Raw genomic sequence first — 16,024 nt, forward strand, 5'->3', positions numbered from 1 at the left:
GGGGAACGCCGAAGCCGCCCCGAACCGCCGCGCAGCCGTCAGTCCTGCCTCGGCACACTCTTGATGACCGCGAAGCGTGCCCCGTACGGGTCGGCGAGTTTCGCGACGCGGCCCACGCCCTCCACGTCCGTGGCGGCCATACGGACCTTGCCGCCCAGTTCCCTGGCCTTGTCGACCGCGGCGTCGGTGTCGTCGACCTCGAAGTACGGCAGCCAGTACGCCCCGGACTCGGCCTCGACCGGGTCGTCGGCCAGGGCGACGAGGCCGCCGAAGACGTCCGCCTCCCCGGCATCCGCCGGGTTGACGCAGGTGTAGGTGCCGCCCGGGAAGGTCATGGCCGAGGTCTCCCAGCGGAACACCGCGTGGTAGAAAGCGGCGGCCGCGGGGACGTCCGCCGTGCAGAGCTCGACCCAGCACAGCGAGCCGGGGGCACCGGCCACGTCGATCCCCTTGAGCCCGCCCGGCTGCCAGATGCCGAAGGACACCCCCGCCTCGTCGGCGATGATCGCCATCCGGCCTTCGCTCATCACGTCCATGGGCTGCATGAGCACGGAGCCCTTGGCCTGCTCGACGGCCTTGACCGTGGCATCCGCGTCCGGTGTCTGGAAGTACACCGTCCAGGACGGCGGGCCCTGGTCCGTGGTGGTCTGCATACCGCCTGCGGCGGTCTCTCCGGCGAGCTGGAAGAAGCCGTAGCCGCCGGCGTCGGGCCCCGCGGTCTGGAACTGCCAGCCGAAGAGGCCTCCGTAGAAGGAGGTGGCGCCCTCGATGTCGGATGTGCCGAGATCGAGCCAGTTCGGAGCGCCCGTGACAAACCGGGTGGTGAGCATGACGCCCTCCTCTGAGGGGTCCCGTTGCCTGCACCGCCGAGTCTCCCACCGCCCACCGACAATCGGCGTGGTAGCCGCGACGAGTAGCCCTCGTATGCACGCGGCGCACACCTACGGACCACACCGGGTCCGGCGGGTCCGGCGGGTCCGGCGGGTCCGGCGGGTCCGTCCGGACAGACCAGACCCCCCGGGCTCGTGCGGACGATCGCACCGACCGACCGGGCTCCCCGGACGCGATCGCACCCGCCCGCACCCACCGAACAGGCACCGAAAGAAGACCAATGCCACGGCCCCTAGGCCGAGACCCGCCGCACCAACGTCGTCGGCAGCACCACACTGGACGGCGCCCCGCGCAGTCCCTCCTCGTCGCCCCGGCGGTCGAGGCCGCGCAGCAGGAGCCGTGCCATCAACCGGCCCATCTCCTCTATGTCCTGACGGACCGTCGTCAGCGGCGGGTCGGTCTGCTCGGCGACCGGCAGCATGTCGTCGAAACCGATCACGGCGATGTCCTCGGGCACCCGCCGCCCCAGTTCGCGCAGGACACGCAGGACTCCGGAGGCCGCCAGGTCGTTGGCCACGAACACCGCGTCGATGTCGGGGTGCCGCTCCAGGAGTTCCCGCATCGCGCGCTCGCCGCCCGCGGGCGTGAAGTCGCCCTCGGCGATGAGACTCGGGTCGCCGTCGACCATGACGTCGCGGAACCCGTCGAGCCGGTCGACCGCGGACGTCTGGTCGAGCGCCCCGGTGATGTGGGCGATGCGCCGGCGCCCCAGCCCGACGAGGTGACGTACGGCCTCACGGGCGCCGCCCCGGTTGTCGGAGTCGACGTACACGGCGGACACCGCGCTGCGGGGGCCGTCGCCCCAGCCGGGGCGTCCGCCGAAGACGGTCGGCACGCCCGCGCCGTGGATAAGGCCGGGCAGCGGGTCGTCGAGGTGCAGCGAGAAGACCAGCGCGCCGTCGACATGACCACCGGCGAGGTAGCGGCCGACCCGGACATGGTCGTCGCGGCCCTCCGTGAGCAGCAGGACGAGTTGCGAGTCGTGCGCGGTCAACTCCTTGCTGATTCCACGGAGTTGGAGGGCGAAGAAGGGATCGGCGAAGACCCTGGCCTCCGGTTCGGCGACCACGACTGCCACCGCGTCGTGGCGCCGGGTGACGAGACTGCGCGCCGCCTGGTTGGGGACGTAACCCAGTTCCTCGACGGCCCGTCTGACCCGCTCGACCAGTGGTTCGCGCACCCCGTCGCCCCCGTTCACGACGCGCGACACGGTGGCACGCGAGACCCCGGCCAGCGCGGCCACGGCCTCCAGCGTGGGGCGCGACGCTGTGTCGGTCACCTCTGGGCACCTCCTGGACGGTTGCGGATCAGGATAGCCGCGTCGCCGTCCACGGGTGAGAGCGCTCTCGGTTGCCCGAATCCCGCTGCGGCGGGAACCGCGCGCTGCGACGATCACCGTATGACGACGAGAAAGGTCCATGCGGCCTGACCGCCCGGCGACGCCCCTGGCGCGGTTCGCCCATCTCCCGCGCGCGTACCGAGGTCTCCAAGTCGTGGACAGCACGGTCGACGCCTACGGACGAGCCCACTGGCTGCTCAGCCCGCGACGGCCCCGTAGCCACCTCGACGAGCCCCTCGACGTCTCGGTCGTCACGGTGGATGCCGGCCGGTCCCACGAGACACGGCTCACCGGGGTGCGCCTGCGGAGTCCCAGGCTCGGCGTACTGCCCTTCGGGGGATTCGTCCTGGCCGCCTCCCGGAGTCGGCGCGGCCAGGAGCAGGTCCAGGTCTTCGACGCGCTCGGCCGCCCCACGGGGTCCTTCCGCGTGGGCGACGGCATCGAGGAGCTGCTGGTCGACGAGGCGGGCGACCTCTGGATCGGCTACTTCGACGAAGGGATCTGCGGCGACGACGAGTTGAGCCGGCCGGGTCTGCGGCACTGGAGCAGCGACGGCGATCCGCTCTGGCAGTACAGGCCCGGGCCCGGCCACAGCCCGATTTACCAGAGCTACGCCCTGAACGTCGACACCCGAGCCGTATGGGCCTGCCCCTACCAGGACTTCCCGCTGCTGGAGATCCGCCACGGCCGTGTCGTGCGGGTACGGGAGAATCCGGTGCGAGGAGCCGGCGGGTTCGCTGTGTACGGCGACCGTGGGGTGTTCCTGGGCCCGTACGGGGACCACGACCGGATCGTCGACTGCCTGATCACGCCGGAGGCCGTGCGGCCCGTCGGGTACGGACGCCTGGTCCGCCCCGACGGCCGGGAACTCCGGCGTCGGCGCCTGGTCTGCCGAAGGCCCCTGATCTACGTCCAGGAGAAGCCGTACCTGGGCTGGGGCGTGCTGGACATCAGGGAGTTCTAGTGGACGTGCTCGTGCTCATGCGGCTCGTACCCCGGAATCGTCCCGTCCGTCTTCTTCACCAGGAACAGTCCGACCATCCCCATGTCGGAGTGGCTCTGGACGTGGCAGTGGTACATCCACGCGCCCGCGCCGACCCCCTCCCCCGCGATCACCTGGAAACCGAACGAGTCGGCGGGCCCGACGATCTTGTTGTCGATGACCTGGCTCGGGTCGTCGGGGCCGGTCAGTGAACCCGTGCGGTTGTCGGCCCAGCGGTGACCGTGCATGTGGAACGTGTGGTAGTACTCACCGTGCGTGATCATCTCGATCTCGACGCGATCGCCCACCGTGGCCTCGAAGTTGAAGCCCTCGTGGGCGGCCTTGTTGTTGATGGTCATGTCGTTGAAGACGATCGTGACGGTCTTGTCGGGGAGGACGTCGCCCTTGCGACGGACGATCACCGGACCGTAGAGGCCCTTGCGGATGCCACCCGTGCCGTGTTCGGTGCCGACGACGTGGTCGTGGTAGTGCCAGTAACCCGCGCTGCCCGCGCGCCAGGTGCCGTCCGCCCGCCGGCCGGGCGCGTGGGTACGCCAGGTGTAGGTGCGGGTACCGCCCGGCTCGACGTCGCTCCCGCTCAGCTTCGTTCCGTCGCTGGAGATCTCGTAGTCGAGCCCGTGCACGTGCAGACTCGCCGTCACGTCCATGGTGTTCTCGAACTCGATGTGCAGCGTGTCGCCCTCGTTGAGCTCGATCAGCGGCCCGGGGATCGAGGCCTTGCCCTTCTCGAAGCCGTAGCCCATCTGCCCGTCGGCGAACTTCTCGGCGTACAGCTTGAGGTGGCGGACCGCTCCGCCGGCCGGCGCGGTCCGGGCCGGGACACCCGCGCTCACGGCCTGAGTGGCGGACGACAACGATGTCGCCCCGGCCGCCACCGCCGCCCCGCCCAGCAGCATCCGCCGGTTGAACCCGCGCCTGTCCATGGCGAACTCCCCACCCTGGTACGGAATTTACTGGGACGAACCTGTGAGACGGTAGCCGCGTCTCTCTCGTTTATCCACACTCAGGACAAAGTTCGTTCCAGGACGGTCATACCTATTGGCTAGCCGCGAAAAGAGGTCTAGCTTCCGTGGCGCCGTTGCTGTGACCGACGAGGAGTGGATGACCACATGCGGCTCGCATCGCATCAAGAGCCATCAGCCTTACGAGAGTTGAGCGCGAGGAGACGTGGGAGGCACCGCCGGGCCTGGGCTGCCGCCCTGGCCGCCGGAGCCGTCACCACCGGAGCGCTCTCGGCACCGTCCGCGAGTGCGCGCCCTGCTCCGGATCCGACGCTGACAACGATGTCCATCACGTCGCCACCGGGCGGCGCCAACGCGCGGGTGCTGCTCTTCCACGGATCCGCCGCGGCCGGGGACGAGTCGCCGGTGGTCAACGCCGGGATCGAGGCGATCGAGAAGATCGGCCTGTCGGGGCCGACCGCCCAGCGGTTCAGGGTCGAGGCGACGGACGACGCGTCGGTCTTCACCAACGAGACGAGGCTCGGCCGCTTCAACGCCATCGTCTTCCTGACCGGCGGCGGAGACGTCCTGGACCCGGAGCAGGAGGCCGGTCTCGAGGCCTACATGGAGGCGGGCGGCGGATTCGTCGGCGTCCATGACGCGGCCCGCGCCGAGCCCTACTCGGACTGGTTCACCGGACTCGTCGGCGCCCGCCCGGCGAGCACCAGCCCGACAGCCGTACAGCGGGCGACCGTTGAGGTGGGCGACCGCCGGCACCCCGCCACCAAGGACCTCCCCGTCCAGTGGAAGCGCCCCGACCAGTGGCTCAACTGGGTGAAGAACCCCTCGGGCGACGTCCACACCGTGGCGCGCGTGCGCGAGTCGACGTACCAGCCGGGTGCGAGCAAGAACGGCGCGGACCACCCGGTCAGTTGGTGCCGTGACTACGACGGCGGACGTTCCTTCTACACCGGTATGGGCGGCACGGTCTCCTCGTACGACGAGAGCGACTTCCGTGCGCATCTGCGCGGCGCGCTGCTCTGGACGACCCGGCTCACACAGGCCGACTGCAAGGCGGCGATCAACGCCAACTACAAGGCGGAGCGCCTGACCCAGCCCAACCAGCCGGGCCAGAACGACCAGATCGGCGAACCGCACGGCCTGGTGACCGCCCCCGACGGACGGGTCTTCTACATCGGGCGCGGCGGTGCGGACTCCTCGCAGCCCGTGATCACCGACTGGAGCAACCCGGACATCGGAAAGGGCAGGGGCGAGATCCACGTCTACGACCCGCGGACCAAGAAGGTCACCCTGGCCGGCGCGCTCACCGTCTTCGGCAACAAGGGCGGCGGCGACGAGCTGGTCAAGGTCGAGGAGGGCCTGCTCGGCATCGAGCTGGACCCGGACTTCGCGCGGAACGGCTGGGTGTACCTCCACTACACCCCGCACTCCCGGATCAACCGCGACACCCGCATGGCCGAGCGCCGCGTCTCCCGCTTCACGCTCGACCAGGCCACGAACAAGCTGGACCTGAGCAGCGAGAAGGTGCTCCTCAACTGGCCGGTGCAGATCCACAGTTGCTGCCACGCGGGCGGCGGGCTGGCCTGGGACTCGAAGGGCAACCTGTACATCGCGACCGGCGACAACAACTCCAGCGGCTTCAGTGACGGTTACTCGGGCAACAACCCGCAGCCCAACTACAAGGGCGTCTCCTTCGCCGACGCGCGCCGCACCGCGGGCAACACCAACAACCTCAACGGCAAGATCCTGCGCATCCACCCGGAGGCCGACGGCACGTACACGCTGCCGGCGGGCAACCTCTTCACGGGCAGGGAACCCGACGAGGGCGGCGGCAAGACCCGCGGCGAGATCTATGTGATGGGCGTCAGGAACCCCGCGCGCATCTCCGTCGACAAGACCACCGACACGCTCTACGCCGGATGGGTCGGCCCCGACGCGGGCGCGCCCTCGACGACCTGGGGCCCGGCCAAGTACGACACCTTCGCCGCCATCACCGAGGCGGGCAACCGGGGTTGGCCGTACTGCATGGGCAACAAGCAGCCCTACCGCGACCGCAACCTGCCGGACCCGACGAAGCCGCTGGGCTGGTACGACTGCGACCACCCCAAGAACGAGTCGCCGAACAACGACGGTCTCGTCAACCTCCCGCCGGTCACCGGCAACAACATCTGGTACTCGCCGCAGGGCGGTGCCCCGGACTACCCGCGCGACGCGAACGGCGTCCCCTCGTACAAGCAGGAGGAGGCCACCTACCTGCTGCCGTGGCTCAAGGGCGGCGGTCAGGCGACGATGAACGGCCCGGTCTACCGGTACGACGCGTCGGTCACGGGCGGGGCCAACTGGCCCGCCTACTGGGACGGCAAGTGGTTCGTCGGTGACTTCTACGACGCCGACCAGCCGCGCCACGCCGTGATCACCGACCAGAAGACCGCCGGACAGGGCAGCCTCCCGGTCCACGCGGAGTCCCTGAAGAAGATCGTGCCCATCGGCAACGACGGCATCAAGAACCTCATGGACTGGAAGTTCGGGCCGGACGGGGCGCTGTACGTCCTCGACTACGGCCGTGGCTTCTTCACCTCGGACGCCAAGTCCGCGCTGTGGAAGGTGACCTACACGGGCGGCGGACCGACCCCGGCCGCAGGCCTGCTCGCCAGGAAGGCGGAGTGATGCGGGTACGAAGGCGAAGAACAGAACGGCTCTGGACGGCCCTGCTGGCGTCCCTGCTGATGGTGCTCGGGCTGACGTCGACGTCCGCGTTCGGCCGGACGGACGACGCTCCCCCGGCCACCGCGGCCGCCCAGACACTCACCTGGACGGCCGGCGACGACATCACCAAGTACGTCTCCGCGCCGGCGACGGCGGTGGCCGGACCGACCACGATCGTCTTCGAGAACAGTGCGGCGACCGGCAACACGACCGGGATGCCGCACACCCTGACGTTCGTGACCTCCGACCCCGAGTTCAACAACGACGTCCAACTCAACATCCTGGCCAACCCGTTCGACGACCAGGGCGGCCGGCACACCGCCGAGGTCACCCTCACGCCGGGCCGGTACTTCTACCACTGCACGATTCCCGGCCATGGTTCGATGCAGGGCATCCTCGTGGTGACCGAGGGCAGCGGCGAGGACACCACGGCACCCGAGACGTCGGCCGCCGTCACCGGTTCGCAGAACTCGCAGGGCGCGTACGTCGGTTCGGCGACGGTCACCGTCAGCGCGAGTGACGCGGAGTCCGGCGTCGAGCGGATCGAGTACGCCATCGGCGACGCCGGCGCCTGGCAGCCGTACACCACGCCCGTCGTCGTCGACCAGGTCGGTGATCACAAGGTCCGCTACCGCGCCGTCGACAAGGCGGGCAACACGGCGGCCGAGAAGAACACCGCGTTCACCGTGGTGGCGCCGCCGACGGACGACACGACACCGCCGGAGACCTCGGCGACGGTGAGCGGCGAGCGCAACGCCGACGGTGACTACCTCGACATGGCGACGGTCACCGTGTCCGCCTCCGACACCGGTTCCGGCGTCAACACCATCGAGTACGCGGTCGGTTCGGGCGCCTGGCAGACGTACACCGCCCCCGTGATGGTGCACGCCGTCGGCACCCACCAGGTCCGCTACCGCGCGACGGACAAGGCGGGGAACGCCGCCGCCGAGAAGACCGTCGAGTTCACGGTGGTCACCCCGCCCGCCTCGGACACGACACCGCCGGTGACGGGCGTGACCGTCGACGGGACGAGGAACTCGGACGGCGCGTACGTCAAGAACGCCAAGGTGACGGTGAGCGCCACCGACGAGGGCGGCTCGGGGGTCGAGGCGATCGAGTACTCGCTCGACGCGGGGCCCTATCTCGCCTACACCGCACCGGTGCTGGTCGACCGGGCCGGTGCGCACACCGTGGCGTACCGGGCGAGGGACAAGGCGGGCAACACGTCCGCGGCGCGGTCGGTGAGCTTCACGGTCGCGGCGGGCGGCGGGGTACCGGCGCCCAACTGCCCCGAGTACGACGAGCGGTTGACGGTCATCGTCGGCACGGTCGACTCGGGCGTCCCCAACCGGGTGACCAACAACCGTTGCCGGATCAACGAGTTGATCGAGGACGAGAAGGACTGGACCTCGCACGCCCTCTTCCTCAAGCACGTGAAGACCGTGCTGGACAGGCTCCTCGCGGAGGGTGTGATCGACCAGCGCGAGTTCAACACGGTCACCAGGGCCGCCAGGCAGTCGGGCATCGGCAAGCCGGGCCAGACCGAGGGCTACAGCACGATCTTCGACGGCTCACCCGAGTCCTTCGCCAAGTGGGCGCAGGTGGGCGGTGGTTCGTTCGGGCTGAACGCCGACGGATCGATCACCAGCGGCACCACGGTCCAGGGGCTTGGCATGCTGTGGTACCCGCAGCGCAAGTACGGCGATTTCTCGCTGAAGCTCCAGTGGCGTGACGACGCGCCGGGCACCGGGAACGCCAACTCCGGTGTGTTCGTGCGGTTCCCGTGGGTCCACGACCACCCGGAGGAGTCGCGCCCCGAGTGGGTCGCCATCAAGTACGGGCACGAGGTGCAGGTGTTCGACAGCCCCACCGGCGACATGTACAAGACCGGTTCGCTCTACGGCTTCGACCGGGTGGGCCTCGCCGGTGCGGGCGTCACCCAGAAGGGCACCTGGAACGACTACGAGATCCGCGTGGTGGACCAGCACTACTCGGTCTACCGGAACGGCGTACTGATCAACGAGTTCGACAACACCGGCGGTCAGGACTTCACCCCGCCGCGCTCGGACGACCCGGGCACGGACGGGCGGCGGTTCGCCTCCGGCTACGTCGGGCTTCAGGTACACGGCACGACGGATGTGGTCTCCTACCGGGACATCCGGATCAGGGAGCTGTAACCCGCTCCGACGGCAGGGAGGCTCCGGGGACGCCGCAGAGGCGCCCCGGAGCCTTCCGGTGTGCGCGTCTCCGGAGCCTTCCGGTGTGCGCGTCTGCGGAGCCTCCCGCACGGGCACTCCGGGCGTCTCCCCCGCACACCCGGCTAGCTCTCCTCGTGCCTGGCCCGGCTCGGCTGTACGCGCTTGGGCTCGCCCGGCATCTTCGGGTACTCCGGCGGGTAGGGCAGGTCGCCCAGGCCGTGGTCCTGCTCGTCGCGGTGGGCGAGGTCCAGAAGGGCTTCGAGCGAGAAGGCGTGGTCGTCCATGTCGGCGTGCACGTCGCCCAGTTCGGCGAAGCGCGCCGGCATCGTCGCGATGTCGAAGTCGCGGGGCACGGCGTCGTCCACCTCCTCCCAGCGCAGCGGCGCGGAGACCGGGGCGTGCGAGCGGGGCCGTACGGAGTAGGCGGAGGCGATCGTGCGGTCGCGGGCGGTCTGGTTGTAGTCGACGAAGATCCGCTCCCCGCGCTCCTCCTTCCACCACTTGGTGGTCACGTGCTCGGGCATCCGTCGTTCCAGTTCACGCCCGGCGGCGATGGCCGCCCGGCGGACCTGCGTGAACGTCCAACGAGGCTCGATCGGCACGAAGACGTGCAGGCCCCGGCCGCCGGAGGTCTTGGGCCAGCCGCGCAGACCGCCGAACTCGGCCAGCACGTCGCGCAGTTCGTGGGCGGCGCGGACGGCGTCGGCGTAGTCGGTGCCGGGCTGCGGGTCGAGGTCGATGCGGAGTTCGTCGGGACGGTCGACGTCCCCGCGGCGCACCGGCCACGGGTGGAAGGTGAGCGTGCCGAACTGGGCCGCCCACAGGACGGCGGCGGGCTCGGTGGGACACATCTCGTCGGCGCTGCGCCCGCTGGGGAAGGTGATGTGGGCGGTGGGAATCCAGTCGGGCATGTTCTTCGGCGCCCGCTTCTGGAAGAACGACTCGCCGGTCACGCCGTCGGGGTACCGCTCCAGGGTGGTGGGGCGGTCGCGCAGCGCGCGGAGGATGCCGTCGCCGACGGCGAGGTAGTACTGGGCGAGGTCGAGCTTCGTGAAGCCGCGCTCCGGAAAGAAGATCTTGCTCGGGCTGGACAGACGTACGGTCCTCCCGGCTGCTTCCAGTTCCACCGCTTCGCCCATGCGAGCCACGGTAGGCCCCCGAAGGTTGCCGCGCACACCGGGCGGACGGCCCGGGAACCGCGCAGAATCGGAGCATGGACCTGCCGGTGATGCCGCCCGTGAAGCCGATGCTCGCCAAGGCCGTGGCGAGGATCCCGCCCGACATGCACTACGAGGCGAAGTGGGACGGCTTCCGGGCGATCGTGTTCCGCGACGGCGACGAGGTCGAGATCGGCAGCCGCACCGGGAAGACGCTGACCAGGTACTTTCCCGAGCTGGTCGAGGCGCTGCGGGAGCGGCTGCCGGCGCGCTGTGTGATGGACGGCGAGATCGTGATCGCCAGGGACGGGCGGCTCGACTTCGACGCGCTCACCGAGCGGATCCATCCGGCGGCCTCACGGGTGCGCACGCTGGCGGAGCGGACACCCGCTTCCTTCGTCGCCTTCGACCTGCTGGCGCTGGCCGACCGGGCGGTTCTCGACGTCGAGCTGGGCGACCGGCGCGCGCTGCTGGTGATGGCCTTGTCCGGGGCCACCGCCCCGGTGCACGTCGCCCCCGCGACGACGGACATCGACGTGGCGCGCCAGTGGTTCGAGCAGTACGAGGGCGCGGGCCTGGACGGGGTGATCGCCAAGCCCCTGAACCTGCTCTACCGGCCGGACGAACGCGCCATGTTCAAGATCAAGCACGAGCGGACGGCGGATGTCGTCGTCGCCGGTTACCGCTTCCACAAGAGCGGGCCGATCGTCGGATCGCTGCTGCTGGGGCTGTACGACGACCAGGGCACCCTCCAGCACGTGGGGGTGAGCGCCGCGTTCACGATGAAACGGCGCGAGGAACTGGTGGAGGAGCTGGAGCCACTGCGGCTCGCGGACGTCGGAGAGCATCCGTGGGCCGCCTGGGCGGAGGAGTCTGCGCACGAGACGGCACGGCTGCCGGGCGCGCCCAGCCGGTGGTCGTCCAAGAAGGACCTCTCCTGGGTGCCGCTGCGGCCCGATCGGGTGGCCGAGGTGGCGTACGACCACATGGAGAACGGCGTACGGTTCCGCCACACGGCCCGCTTCCGTCGCTGGCGCCCGGACCGCACCGCCGAGAGCTGCACCTACGGCCAGCTGGAGGAGCCGGTGGGGTACGACCTCGCGGAGATCTTCGGCCCGCAGGACTGACCTGCCCGGCACCCTTTCAGCTCCCGCGTCTCCCTCCGCCCCCACCTCCGAGGCTTCTCACTGAGCCGATCGGCCCACTGAGCGCGCGCGATCAGAACCGAACGGGTATGTCCCCCGTTGAACGTATAAGCGGACAATCAATGACAACGGACAGGGTGGCACGGTGGGCATGCGACAGATGGCGCGAATGCGGCGCGGCGCGACGACGGCGGCGCTGCTGGCCGCCGCGGTGACAGGCTCCCTGGTGGCGGGCTGCACCGTGGGCGGCGTCGACGACGGGCGCGGGGGCCGCCAGAGCCCGAGCGCGAGCGCCTCACACGGGGACGAGGAGAGTCCGGCTCCGAGCCCCGCGAGCGCCGGTTCGGTACTGGCCGTGAAGATCGACAACGTGCCCGCGGCCCGCCCCCAGACAGGGCTCGAAGCGGCGGACATCGTGTACGCGGAGCAGGTCGAGGGCGGTCTGAGCCGGCTGATGGCGGTCTACGCGACCAGGCTGCCCGAAACCGTCGGCCCGGTGCGCAGCGCGCGCGAGTCGGACCTGGAGCTGCTGCGCCAGTTCGACGAGCCGACCCTCGCCTTCTCGGGAGCGCAGCACAAGCTGCTGCCGCTGATCGACAAGGCCCCGCTGCACGCGCGGTCGCCCGAGGAGGCGTCCGGCGACGCCTACTACCGGGGCGCCCGGAAACCCTCCCCGCACAACCTGTACCTGCGCCCCCGGAAACTGGTGGCGAAGGCGCCGGGTTCCGCCGCCCTCACCACGGGCTTCCGCTTCGGCCCGGCGCCCGCGGGAGGCAGCCCGGAGACCTCGCGGACCGTCCGCTTCCCCTCCGCCCGGTTCACGTTCTCCTGGTCCGCGGACCGGGCCGGCTGGCTGGTCGACATGGACGGGACGCGCACCGTGAGCACCGACGACAGGACGATCGCTCCCCCGACCGTCGTCGTGCAGTACGTGAGGATCCGCGAGTCCAGGTTCCACGACGTCCTCGGCAACAACACGCCGTTCACCCAGACCGTCGGCTCGGGGACGGCGAAGGTGCTGCGCGACGGCCGCGTCTTCGAGGCGAACTGGGCGCGTCCCACCGCCGCCGACGGCACGGAGTTCACGACGCCGAACGGCGCGCCGATGAACTTCGCGAAGGGCCAGGTCTGGGTGGTCTTCGCCAAGGCGTGACGGCGGGCCCCGACTCGCCCGGTCACCGGGTGGGCCCACCCGGTGACCGGAGCGGGCCCACCCGGTGACCGGCGGACCGCGCCGGGCGGGGCCCCCGGCCGCGCGACCGTCTAGCCCTGGGCGACCAGTGGGTCCGACGGGTTGCGGAGTCCTTCCGCCGCGTCCGAGACGCGCTGGATGAGGTCGAAGAACACGGTCTGCTCGGAGGCGGAGAGCGGGGCCAGGAAGATCTGGTTCATCCGGGCGGTGCGGACGGTCAGCTTCTTGTGTGTCCGCGTCCCGTCTTCCGTGAGGCGGAGCAGGAAGCGGCGGCCGTCGTGCGGGTCACGCACCTTGTCGAGCAGTCCGCGGCGCCCGAGCCGGCTGATGACCTCGGCGATGGTGGACCGGTCCAGGCCCACCCGCTCCCCCACGGTGCGCTGGTCCATGCCCGGCTCCGCGACGAGTGCGTTCAGTACCGCGAACTGCGGGGAGGTGATCTCCTCGGAGACCATCGTGTTCCACAACAGGTAGTGCGCCTGCTGCAGCCTCCGGGCCAGGTGCCCGGGGTGGGTGGTGAGATCCACCGCGGCCATGTGCGCTCCTCGGCTCGGCCCGGACAACGCCGCGTCGGCGCTGCTCATGGGATCGAATTCGTTGGTGCACTGAACGATACCCACTCGCACAGCCCGCTGTCTCGCTCCGCTCCAAGACTCCCACCTGCTGATTCCTACGAGGTCTTGACGGCGGAAGGTCAGGGTGGCAGCGTGTTCGAAACGTCGAAGAAATAATCAGTGCCCTGACTAATCGAGGCGCTGGACCCTCGCGAGAGATGGGGCTCCCCGGATGGACAAGGTGGTCGCCACGGCCGCGGAGGCGGTGGCCGATGTACCGCACGGCGCGACTCTCGCGGTAGGCGGGTTCGGCCTCAGCGGCGTACCGAACGTGCTGATCGAGGCCCTGTACGAGCGTGGTGTCGGCGGGCTCGGCGTGGTCTCCAACAACTGCGGGGCCATGGAGTCCGGCCTCGCGGTGCTCCTCGCGGCCGGCCGGATCGCGCGGGTCACCGGCTCGTACATCGGCGCCAACAAGGAGTTCGCCCGCCAGTACCTGGCCGGTGAGCTGGAGGTCGAGATGATCCCGCAGGGCACGCTCGCCGAGCGGCTGCGGGCGGGCGGCGCGGGCATCCCCGCCTTCTACACCCCCGCCGGGGTCGGCACCCAGGTCGCCGACGGCGGACTGCCCTGGCGCTACGACGGTCAGGGCGGCGTGGCGCTCTCCTCGCCGCCCAAGGAGGTGCGGGAGTTCGAGGGCACCGAGTACGTCCTCGAACACGGCATCCGCACCGACTTCGCGCTCGTACGGGCCGCGAGGGGCGACCGGCACGGGAACCTGGTCTTCAACAAGTCCACCCGCAACTTCAACCCCCTCTCCGCCATGGCAGGCCGTGTCACGATCGCCGAGGTGGAGGAGCTCGTGGAGCCCGGGGAGATCGACCCGGACGCGGTGCACCTGCCGGGCATCTTCGTACAGCGGGTCCTCGCCCTCACCCCCGAGCAGGCGCGGGCGAAGATGATCGAGCAGCGGACCGTTTCGGCGCCCCCGGCGAACAACGAGGTGAGCGGCTGATGGCCTGGACACGTGAGCAGATGGCGGCCCGCGCCGCCCGCGAGCTGGCCGACGGCCAGTACGTGAACCTCGGCATCGGCCTGCCGACGCTCATCCCCAACTACCTCCCGCCGGGCGTCGAGGTGATCCTGGAGTCGGAGAACGGCATCCTGGGCACCGGCCCCTACCCGACCGAGGACCAGGTCGACCCCGACCTGATCAACGCCGGCAAGGAGACCGTCACGGTCCTGCCCGGCGCCTCCTACTTCGACTCCGCGCTGTCCTTCGGGATGATCCGCGGCGGACACATCGACGTCGCCGTACTCGGTGCCATGCAGGTCTCCGCGAACGGCGACCTCGCCAACTGGGCCATCCCCGGCAAGCTGATCACCGGCATCGGCGGGGCGATGGACCTCGTGCACGGCGCCCGCACGGTCATCGTCGTCATGACGCACACCGCCAAGGACGGCTCCCCCAAGATCCTGGACGAGTGCGCGCTGCCGCTCACCGGCAAGGCGTGCGTGAACCGGATCATCACCGATCTCGGTGTTCTCGACGTCACCGCCGAGGGGCTGGTGCTGGTCGAGACCGCGCCCGGGGTCGACGTCGAGGAGATCGCCGCCAAGACCGCCGCGAAGTTCCGCGTCGCGGAAGAACCCGCCGAGGAGATCCAGTCGTGAAGGACGTCTACATCGTCGATGCCGTTCGGACCCCGGTCGGCAGGTACAACGGTTCGCTGGCCGCCGTCCGCCCGGACGACCTGGCCGCGCACGCCATCCGTGAACTCCTCGCCCGTACACCGGACTTGGACCCTTCCCGGATCGAGGACGTCTACTTCGGCAACGCCAACGGCGCCGGTGAGGAGAACCGCAACGTGGGCCGGATGGCCGCGCTGCTGGCCGGTCTGCCCACCTCCGTGCCCGGCGTGACCGTCAACCGGCTCTGCGCGTCCGGGCTCGAAGCCGTCATCCAGGCCGCGCGGGCCATCGCGGTCGGCGACGCCTCCATCGCCCTGGCCGGTGGGGTCGAGTCGATGACCCGCGCCCCCTACGTCCTGCCCAAGAACGACAAGCCCTTCCCGGCCGGGCACGCCGAGCTGTACTCCACCACCCTCGGCTGGCGCATGGTCAACCCGCGGATGGACCCGCAGTGGACCGTCCCGCTCGGCGAGTCGGCCGAACTCATCGCCGAGAAGCACAAAATCACGCGGACGCAGCAGGACGAGTTCGCGCTCGCCAGCCACCAGAAGGCGGCGCGCGCGCAGGCGGACGGTCTGTTCGACGCGGAGATCGCTCCCGTCTCCGTCCCGCAGCGCAAGGGCGAGCCGGTCCTCTTCACCGCCGACGAGTCCGTGCGCGCCTCGGCGTCCCTCGAAGCCATGGCCGGGCTCAAGCCGTCCTTCCGCACCGAGAACGGCACGGTGACGGCGGGCAACGCCTCACCGCTCAACGACGGCGCCGCCGCGCTGCTCCTGGTGGACGAGGAGGGTCTGAAGGCCACCGGCCGCGAGCCCCTCGCCCGGGTGTCGGCGACCGGCGTCTCCGCGATCGATCCGCACTACTTCGGCCTCGCCCCCGTCGAGGCCGTCAACCGCGCACTGGCCAAGGCGGGCAAGGCATTTGACGACCTGTCGACTCTGGAGCTGAACGAGGCCTTCGCCGCGCAGGTGCTCGGCTGTGTGGCCGAGTGGCCCGAGTTCGACCCGGCGATCCTCAACCCGCGGGGCGGTGCCATCGCCCTCGGCCACCCCCTCGGCGCCTCCGGAGCCCGCCTCGCGGGCACCGTCGCCCACCAGCTCAAGGCCGCCGGTTCCGGCACCGGCGTCGCCACCCTCTGCATCGGCGTGGGCCAGGGCCTCGCCCTCGTCCTCGAACGATAGGAAG

General features: G+C 70.4%; 13 protein-coding genes. 8 read left to right on the forward strand and 5 right to left on the reverse strand.

Going from position 1 to position 16,024, the window contains the following annotated elements:
* Positions 1-38: 38 nt before the first annotated feature.
* Both ACIP79_RS34985 and ACIP79_RS34990 read right to left on the reverse strand, forming a co-directional pair.
* The gene (locus ACIP79_RS34985; protein WP_401230004.1) at positions 39-830 is read right to left on the reverse strand and encodes a VOC family protein; all 792 of its coding nucleotides are present in this window, start codon (positions 828-830) and stop codon (positions 39-41) included.
* Positions 831-1,123: 293 nt separating this feature from the next.
* Entirely contained in the window at positions 1,124-2,170 is a 1,047-nt protein-coding gene (locus tag ACIP79_RS34990; RefSeq protein WP_401230007.1) for a LacI family DNA-binding transcriptional regulator, read from the reverse strand.
* Between the two features lie 214 nt (positions 2,171-2,384).
* Here ACIP79_RS34990 and ACIP79_RS34995 point away from each other — a divergent pair, with 214 nt between their 5' ends.
* Positions 2,385-3,194, forward strand: coding sequence for a hypothetical protein (locus ACIP79_RS34995; RefSeq protein WP_401230010.1), 810 nt, complete (start codon positions 2,385-2,387; stop codon positions 3,192-3,194).
* Here the strand turns inward: ACIP79_RS34995 and ACIP79_RS35000 are convergent.
* Entirely contained in the window at positions 3,191-4,156 is a 966-nt protein-coding gene (locus tag ACIP79_RS35000) for a multicopper oxidase domain-containing protein (RefSeq protein ID WP_401230013.1), read from the reverse strand. The two genes, ACIP79_RS34995 and ACIP79_RS35000, sit on opposite strands and share 4 nt — an antisense overlap.
* 186 nt (positions 4,157-4,342) lie before the next feature.
* On the opposite strand from ACIP79_RS35000, the gene ACIP79_RS35005 reads away from it, so the two are divergent.
* Positions 4,343-6,862 carry a ThuA domain-containing protein gene (locus tag ACIP79_RS35005; RefSeq protein ID WP_401230016.1) on the forward strand — a complete coding sequence of 840 codons (2,520 nt, stop codon included), beginning with the start codon at positions 4,343-4,345 and terminating at the stop codon, positions 6,860-6,862.
* Positions 6,862-9,078 (forward strand): OmpL47-type beta-barrel domain-containing protein, encoded by a 2,217-nt coding sequence (locus tag ACIP79_RS35010; protein ID WP_401230019.1) that lies wholly within the window; start codon positions 6,862-6,864, stop codon positions 9,076-9,078. Before ACIP79_RS35005 ends, ACIP79_RS35010 begins: the two co-directional genes overlap by 1 nt.
* Before the next feature lie 143 nt (positions 9,079-9,221).
* On the opposite strand, the gene ligD is transcribed toward ACIP79_RS35010, so the two are convergent.
* Positions 9,222-10,238, reverse strand: coding sequence for a non-homologous end-joining DNA ligase (gene ligD / locus ACIP79_RS35015; RefSeq protein WP_401230022.1), 1,017 nt, complete (start codon positions 10,236-10,238; stop codon positions 9,222-9,224).
* Positions 10,239-10,312: 74 nt separating this feature from the next.
* Here ligD and ACIP79_RS35020 point away from each other — a divergent pair, with 74 nt between their 5' ends.
* Both ACIP79_RS35020 and ACIP79_RS35025 read left to right on the forward strand, forming a co-directional pair.
* A complete protein-coding gene (locus ACIP79_RS35020) occupies positions 10,313-11,383 on the forward strand; it encodes an ATP-dependent DNA ligase (protein WP_401230024.1) in 1,071 nt (356 codons plus the stop codon).
* A 169-nt stretch (positions 11,384-11,552) separates the two neighbouring features.
* Positions 11,553-12,554 carry a DUF3048 domain-containing protein gene (locus ACIP79_RS35025; protein ID WP_401230027.1) on the forward strand — a complete coding sequence of 334 codons (1,002 nt, stop codon included), beginning with the start codon at positions 11,553-11,555 and terminating at the stop codon, positions 12,552-12,554.
* A 110-nt stretch (positions 12,555-12,664) separates the two neighbouring features.
* Here ACIP79_RS35025 and ACIP79_RS35030 read toward each other — a convergent pair whose 3' ends face one another.
* Positions 12,665-13,129 carry a MarR family winged helix-turn-helix transcriptional regulator gene (locus tag ACIP79_RS35030; protein ID WP_401230029.1) on the reverse strand — a complete coding sequence of 155 codons (465 nt, stop codon included), beginning with the start codon at positions 13,127-13,129 and terminating at the stop codon, positions 12,665-12,667.
* A gap of 250 nt (positions 13,130-13,379) precedes the next feature.
* Here ACIP79_RS35030 and ACIP79_RS35035 point away from each other — a divergent pair, with 250 nt between their 5' ends.
* The 3 genes from ACIP79_RS35035 to ACIP79_RS35045 are packed head-to-tail and all read left to right on the forward strand — an operon-like array spanning position 13,380 to position 16,020.
* Complete coding sequence (locus ACIP79_RS35035; protein WP_401230031.1) at positions 13,380-14,162, forward strand: CoA transferase subunit A; 783 nt, start codon at positions 13,380-13,382, stop codon at positions 14,160-14,162.
* Complete coding sequence (locus tag ACIP79_RS35040; RefSeq protein WP_387187261.1) at positions 14,162-14,821, forward strand: CoA transferase subunit B; 660 nt, start codon at positions 14,162-14,164, stop codon at positions 14,819-14,821. The genes ACIP79_RS35035 and ACIP79_RS35040 overlap by 1 nt, the downstream gene beginning before the upstream one ends.
* Positions 14,818-16,020, forward strand: a complete 1,203-nt coding sequence (locus ACIP79_RS35045) for a thiolase family protein (RefSeq protein WP_401230035.1) — start codon at positions 14,818-14,820, stop codon at positions 16,018-16,020. The genes ACIP79_RS35040 and ACIP79_RS35045 overlap by 4 nt, the downstream gene beginning before the upstream one ends.
* Positions 16,021-16,024: the final 4 nt, after the last annotated feature.

The organism is Streptomyces sp. NPDC088747, assembly GCF_044751025.1.
In the GTDB taxonomy this organism is placed as follows: Bacteria; Actinomycetota; Actinomycetes; order Streptomycetales; family Streptomycetaceae; genus Streptomyces.